The organism is Gordonia jacobaea, assembly GCF_001186365.1.
GTDB classification, from domain to species: domain Bacteria; phylum Actinomycetota; class Actinomycetes; order Mycobacteriales; family Mycobacteriaceae; genus Gordonia; species Gordonia jacobaea.
Genome location: NZ_LDTZ01000020.1, coordinates 245,255 through 251,359, shown reverse-complemented (window position 1 = coordinate 251,359; position 6,105 = coordinate 245,255). Strand labels below are relative to the sequence as shown.

The 6,105-nt window shown below is 63.2% G+C and carries 4 protein-coding genes; all 4 read right to left on the bottom strand.

All coding sequences use genetic code 11. The features are described from left to right. A partial coding sequence (locus tag ABW18_RS17750; RefSeq protein WP_049700286.1) for a GMC family oxidoreductase occupies positions 1–1,305 on the bottom strand: 1,305 nt, incomplete at its 3' end. Continuing rightward, entirely contained in the window at positions 1,302–2,849 is a 1,548-nt protein-coding gene (locus ABW18_RS17745; RefSeq protein WP_049700285.1) for an APC family permease, read from the bottom strand. The genes ABW18_RS17745 and ABW18_RS17750, both read right to left, overlap by 4 nt. Before the next feature lie 17 nt (positions 2,850–2,866). Then, a complete protein-coding gene (locus ABW18_RS17740; RefSeq protein ID WP_049700284.1) occupies positions 2,867–4,372 on the bottom strand; it encodes an aldehyde dehydrogenase family protein in 1,506 nt (501 codons plus the stop codon). Beyond that, a complete protein-coding gene (locus ABW18_RS17735; RefSeq protein WP_049700283.1) occupies positions 4,369–6,081 on the bottom strand; it encodes a BCCT family transporter in 1,713 nt (570 codons plus the stop codon). Before ABW18_RS17735 ends, ABW18_RS17740 begins: the two co-directional genes overlap by 4 nt. Between the last annotated feature and the right edge of the window lie 24 nt (positions 6,082–6,105).

The window sequence follows — 6,105 nt, the reverse complement described above, 5'->3', positions numbered from 1 at the left end:
CCCCGGTGCCAGTTCGCGAGATACCCACTCCGCCAACGGACTCTGCGCACCGATCTCGCGCGCGAGTCGGATTCCCGCGAGCATCACCTGCTCGTCGTGGCCCTCGGGATCGGTGAAATAGCGCGGGTCAACCCGGGGCCGGTCGCGGAAGTCGCGCGACCGCAGTCGCACCGTTCCCCGGGAAAGACCTTGCGTCACATTGGGTGTGAGGCAGAACCCCGACTCTGTGGTGGGGTAGCCCCATCGGAGTGTGTTCATGTCGAACGGCACGCTGCCGTAGTGCATCATCAGATCCGAGTGGTCGAGGTCGTCACGTGTCGTGGCGAAGAGGCCGATCTCCCACCACTGTGTCGACTCGCTGACCATCGGCTGCGACGCCTCCCAGAACACCAGACCCTCGACGTGGTCGTCGAGGTTCTCCCCGACGCCGGGCGAGTCGACACGAACCTCGACGCCGATCTCACGGAGGTGGTCGGCCGGCCCGATCCCGCTGAGCATCAACAACTTAGGAGTGTCGATGGCGCCCGCGGTCACGATGACCTCGCGTCGTGCGTCGACGGTGTCGTATCCGCTGAGGTCTGGCCGTAGGAACGTGACGCCGGTGGCTCGTAAAGAGTCATCGATGACGATCCCGCTGACCCAACTGTCCGTCAGCACAGTCAGATTGGGCCGTTTGTCGAGGATCGGATGCAGGTAGGCGTGCGACGATGACATGCGTTCGCCGGCTTCATTGGCGTTGATCTGCAGCCAGCCAGCGGCATTGAGGTGCCATTCGTCGCGGTTGAATGCGACGGTGTCAAGGCCGAGCTTGGCGGCAGCATCCAAAACCGCCTGGCCGCAAGGATCATTCGGCGGTACATCGCGCAGCCGGACAGGGCCGTTGTGTCCGTGTGGATAGCCCTGGTACGTCCCGTCGGCGACGTTGTTCTCCACGCGCGCGACGTAGGGCAGTACGGCTTCGGGCCCCCAACCGGTCGCGCCCATCGCCTCCCAGTCTCTCAACCCTTGTGCCAAGGGCCAGAAGGCGATACACGAGTTGTGCGACGAACATCCGCCCAGCACCTTTGCCCTGGCGTGTCGTAGGAAGCTGTTGCCCTTCTCCTGCGGTTCGACGGGATAGTCCCAGTCGTAGCCGGAGTCGAGTAGGTGCATCCAGTCGGCCAACACAAGGATCGCAGGGTCGTCGACGTCGCTCGGTCCGGCTTCGATCAGGCAGACAGTCACATCGGGATCTTCGGAAAGTCGCGCGGCGAGAACACATCCGGCGGTTCCACCGCCCGCGATCACGTAGTCGTAGGTGGTCACTGCGCGGCCTCCGTGGCGATGTCGTTGGTACTCGAATGCGATGCCAGTACACCGATGTTTCGACGACCCACGGTGAAGTACCAGAGCAGTCCGAGTCCGAGGATGATGCCGATATAGACGAACGCCCCCCACGTGTTGAACCACGGTGTGCCGTACACGGCCGAACGTGGCCAGGCCAGGTTGAGCGCCATTCCGATGCCCCAGACGACGGCCAGTAGGTTCACCGCCAGTCCCCACCGCCCCATCGTGAAGTAGCCGCCCTCGGCGAGATCCTTCGACGGCCACTCACCGCGAAAACGCTTGAGCAACATGGGCATCGTGACCAAGAGATACGCAAGATAGATCATGATGATCGCGATCGACGTCAGCACCGTGAAGATCTTCGGTTGACCGATGTTGATCACGAGTATCAGTATGGCGAGAATCCCGATGACGAAAGCGGGAATGACCGGGGTCTGGCGCTTCGGGTCGACCTTTGCCAGGTGGGAGCCGAAGGGCAGCGCGTTGTCGCGGGCCATCGCAAACATCAGCCGGATACCTGCCGTGTGCACCGCGAGTGAACAGACGACGACCGCGATGACGATGGCGACGAGGAAGATCTTGCCCAGCGGTCCCCACATGACGGATTCGACGATGTACTGCAGGCTTCCGTCGGGTTGTCCGAGCTTGGGATCGTCGAGGTCCGGGGCGGCCATGATCGCGAAAACGAGTATCGCACCGCCGATGACGAAGGAGGCCAGAACTGCGCGCAGGATCGCTTTCGGCGCGGTGCGTCGTGGTTCGACGGTCTCCTCGCCGAGTGAACTCGCGGTGTCGAAGCCGTACATCACATAGCCCGACGCCAACGACGCGACGAGGAATGCGCCGAGGTAGCCGCCACTCTCGCCGGCCCCGTAGCCATGTGTGGAGAAGAAGACCTGCGGACCCCGAGTCACGTTGCACGCGAGAATGACTGCGATGAGTACCGCTGCGATCAGCTCGACGAAGACGCCGACACTGTTGATCATCGCCATGAGCCGCACGCTCCACGCGTTGATGGCAGTGGTGATGGCGACCAGGATTGAGCCGAGGATCACCGCGTTGACCGCGTACGACGTCGCGGTGGAACCGTCGCCGTAGATCTGGAAGCCGCTCCACAGTCTCGGCAGGTTGAGCTGCAATGCCAGCACGACGGCCGCCAGGGTGACGATCGATGCGGTGAGCATCAACCAGCCGGCCGACCATCCCACCAGCTGCGTGCCCAACCGCTTTGCCCAGTTGTACACCGACCCGGCGACCGGGTACTTCGCCGCGAGCTCCATGAAACACAGTGCGACGCAGAGCTGTCCGACGAAGACGATCGGCCACGACCACAGATAGGCGGGTCCGGCGGTCCCGAAGCCGAAGTAGAAGAGCTGGAAGGTTCCGGTCAGAATGGAGATGTAGCTGACGCCCGCGGCGAAGCTGGCGAACTTGCCGATACTACGGTCGAGTGACTGTTTGTATCCGAAGTCTTCGAGGCCGTCGGCCTCGGAAGCTGTTGTCGGCGTGGACTCTGTGGCCATTGTTCCTCATCGCGTGATCATTCCGGTCCGAACCACCGCGACGCCGACGGCGCGGTGTTGTGCCAGATGTGCTTTGTTTCTTGATATTCCGCTAGCCCGGTCGGGCCCAGTTCGCGTCCGTTGCCGGACTTGCCGAATCCTCCCCATTCGGCGGCTGGTGTGTAGTAGCCGAAGTCGTTGAGCCACACGGTCCCGTGCCGCAGACCGCGAACCATCCGTTCGCCGAGCGCGGCGTCGGAGGTGCGGACCCCAGCGGCCAGACCGTATTCGGTGTCGTTGCCGAGTGCGAGTGCCTGCTCCTCGGTCTCGAATCGTTCGACGGTGAGGATCGGCCCGAACGTCTCGTCGCGGACGATCGTCATCGATCGGTCGCAGTGGTCGAAGATGGTGGGGGAGAAGAAGTAGCCGCCGGGATCGAGATCGTCGCGATCTGGCCGTCCGCCGCCGCAACGCAGCACGGCGCCTTGGTCTTTCGCCGACGCCACGTAGGCGTGCATCTTGTCGAGCTGTGCCTGGGATACCAGAGGGCCGGTCTCGCTCGTCGGATCGAGCCCGTCGCCCATGCGAATGGTGCAGGCGCGCCCGACGAGAGCGTCGACGAAGTCGTCGGCGATGGACGACTGCACGATGAGCCTTGTGCCCGATGAGCACACCTGACCCGAGTGTAGAAACACCCCGGTGAGTACCTGGTCGACAGACGATTCCCAGTCGGCATCGTCGAAGACGATGTGCGGGTTCTTTCCTCCGAGTTCGACGGCAACCTTGGTGACGTGCTTGGCTGCGGTCTCGGAGATCACGATGCCGGTCTGCAGGCCGCCGGTGAACGAGATGAAGTCGACGTCGGGGTTGTCGGTGAGTGCTTGACCGAGAACGGCACCGGAGCCCTGCACCAGGTTGAGTACGCCAGCGGGGACTCCGGCCTCTTCGCACAGCCTGACGAACGCGATCGTCGAAAGAGGCGTCACTTCACTGGGTTTGGCGACCATGGTGCAACCCGCGGCGAGTGCCGGCGCGATCTTCCACGAGATCTGCAGAAGCGGATAGTTCCAGGGCGCGATGAGAACACAGACCCCGATCGGTTCGCGGATCACGCGGCTGATGACGGCGGGATTGCCGACGTCGACGACCCGATCGGCTGACGTCTCGACGAGCGATGCGTAGTAGCGGAAGACCGACTCGACGTCGTCGATGTCGATCTCGCTCTCCGCCAACGTCTTTCCGGTGTCGAGCGTCTCGATGTACGCGAGGTCTGCTTTGTCGCGGACCAACAGGTCGGCGATACGGCGTAGAAGTGCGGCCCGCTCGGCGACCGGCGTCGATGACCACTCGCCGTCGTCGAACGTCGTGCGCGCAGCGGTGACGGCAGCAGTCGCGTCGTCGGCGCTCGCCTCGTCGACAGAGATGAACTCGGTCCCGTTCGCAGGGTTGATCAGCGCGCGGACGCCGCCGTCGGAGGCGGCGCGCCACGTGCCGTCGATGTAGAGCTGATGGTCGCCGATCAGCCCCGCGAGCGGTTGGGTCATTCGGTTCTCTTGCCTTCCGTGGTTTTCTTGTCTTCCGTTGCGGGCGGGATGGTTTCGACGGTGTCGTTGACGAACGGTGCGATGGGGTCGCCGGTCTCGGGGTCGAGCACCGCGAACTCGCTGGTCTCGATTTTGACAGCCTCCTCGCGGATGTGCTCGTCGACGCGGTCGGACAGCAGGCCACGAGCGACGATCAACGGGTCGCGGCGCAGATCCATGTACAGCGACACACACATGCCGACCATCACCAACACGAACGGCAGCGCGGCGATGATCGCCATCTGTTTGATGCCGGTGAGTCCGTCGTCGCCGCTGACGGCCAGCAGCACTGCGGCGACCGCACCGGTGGACACACCCCAGAAGATGGTGATCCATCTACTCGGTTCCGGGGTGCCCCGCTGCGAGAGAGTACCCATCACCAACGACGCCGAATCCGCGCCGGAGACAAAGAAGATGGCGACCAAGATCATCACGAGGGCGGAGGCAATCGCTGTCCACGGCATGTTGGCCAGGACGTCGAACAGCGTGTCTTCGCTGGCGCTGGTGGCGGGGTCGAAAGCCAGTTTGCCGTCGGTGAATTCACGTATGGCTGATCCGCCGAAAATGCAGAACCACAACAGTGACACCACGGTTGGCACGATCATCACGCCGACAACGAACTCGCGGATGGTGCGGCCCTTGGAGATCTTCGCGAGGAACATTCCGACGAAGGGGGTCCACGACACCCACCACGCCCAGTAGAAGATGGTCCACGACGCCAGCCAGCTCTCGCCGTCGGCGTCGACTGTCGCGCCCGACCGTGCGGAGAAACCGAGGGCGTCGTTGGCGTAGGCGCCCATTGTGGTGGGCAGGAGATTGAGGATGAACACGGTGGGGCCGACGACGAATACGAAGACCGCGAGGATCAGCGCCAGCACCATGTTGATGTTCGACAGCCACTGGATTCCCTTGGCGATACCCGACACTGCCGACGCGACGAATGCGGCGGTCAGCACCGCGATGATCGCGACGAGAACCATGGTCGACGGGTTCTTCACCCAACCGACCTTGTCCAAGCCCGAACCGATCTGCAGCGCACCGAGTCCCAGTGAGGCGACGGTGCCGAACAGCGTCGCGAAGATCGCAAGGATGTCGATGATCTTGCCGACCGGGCCGTTCACCGAATTGCCAAGCAGCGGAGCGAAAACCGCGCTCATGAGCTGGCTACGGCCAAGACGGTAGGTGGAGTATGCGATGGCCAGGCCGACCACCGCGTACATGGCCCACGGGTGAAATCCCCAGTGGAACATGGTGGTTGCCATTGCGACCTGCACGTCGCGAGCCGAATATCCCGGCGGTGCCTCGACGAAGTGGAACAGCGGCTCGTATGCGCCGAAGAACATCAAGCCGATGCCCATGCCGGCGCTGAACATCATCGCGATCCAGCTCACGGTGCGGTACTCGGGCTTGTCGCCGTCCTTGCCGAGCGGGATGCGCCCGTACTTGCTCAGGGCGAGCCAGACCGCGAAGATCACGAAACCGGTTGCTGTGAGGATGAACAGCCAGCCGAGGTTACCGGTGATCCAGTCGAGGACGGTCGACGAGACGGACGTGAGATTGTGGGGCTTGACCAGACCCCAGATCAGAAACGCGATGATCAGTGCTGCCGTCACACCGAACACCACCGGGTCGAGTGTGTAGCGTTTCCGCACATCATTCATGTTCGCCATAGCGCCTCTTTTCGCAGGTAGCGG

Bases quoted from the DNA above. Each gene is read 5' to 3' on its own strand.
- ABW18_RS17740 (WP_049700284.1), bottom strand. From the start codon at position 4,372: ATGACCCAACCGCTCGCGGGGCTGATCGGCGACCATCAGCTCTACATC.
- ABW18_RS17745 (WP_049700285.1), bottom strand. From the start codon at position 2,849: ATGGCCACAGAGTCCACGCCGACAACAGCTTCCGAGGCCGACGGCCTC.
- ABW18_RS17735 (WP_049700283.1), bottom strand. From the start codon at position 6,081: ATGGCGAACATGAATGATGTGCGGAAACGCTACACACTCGACCCGGTG.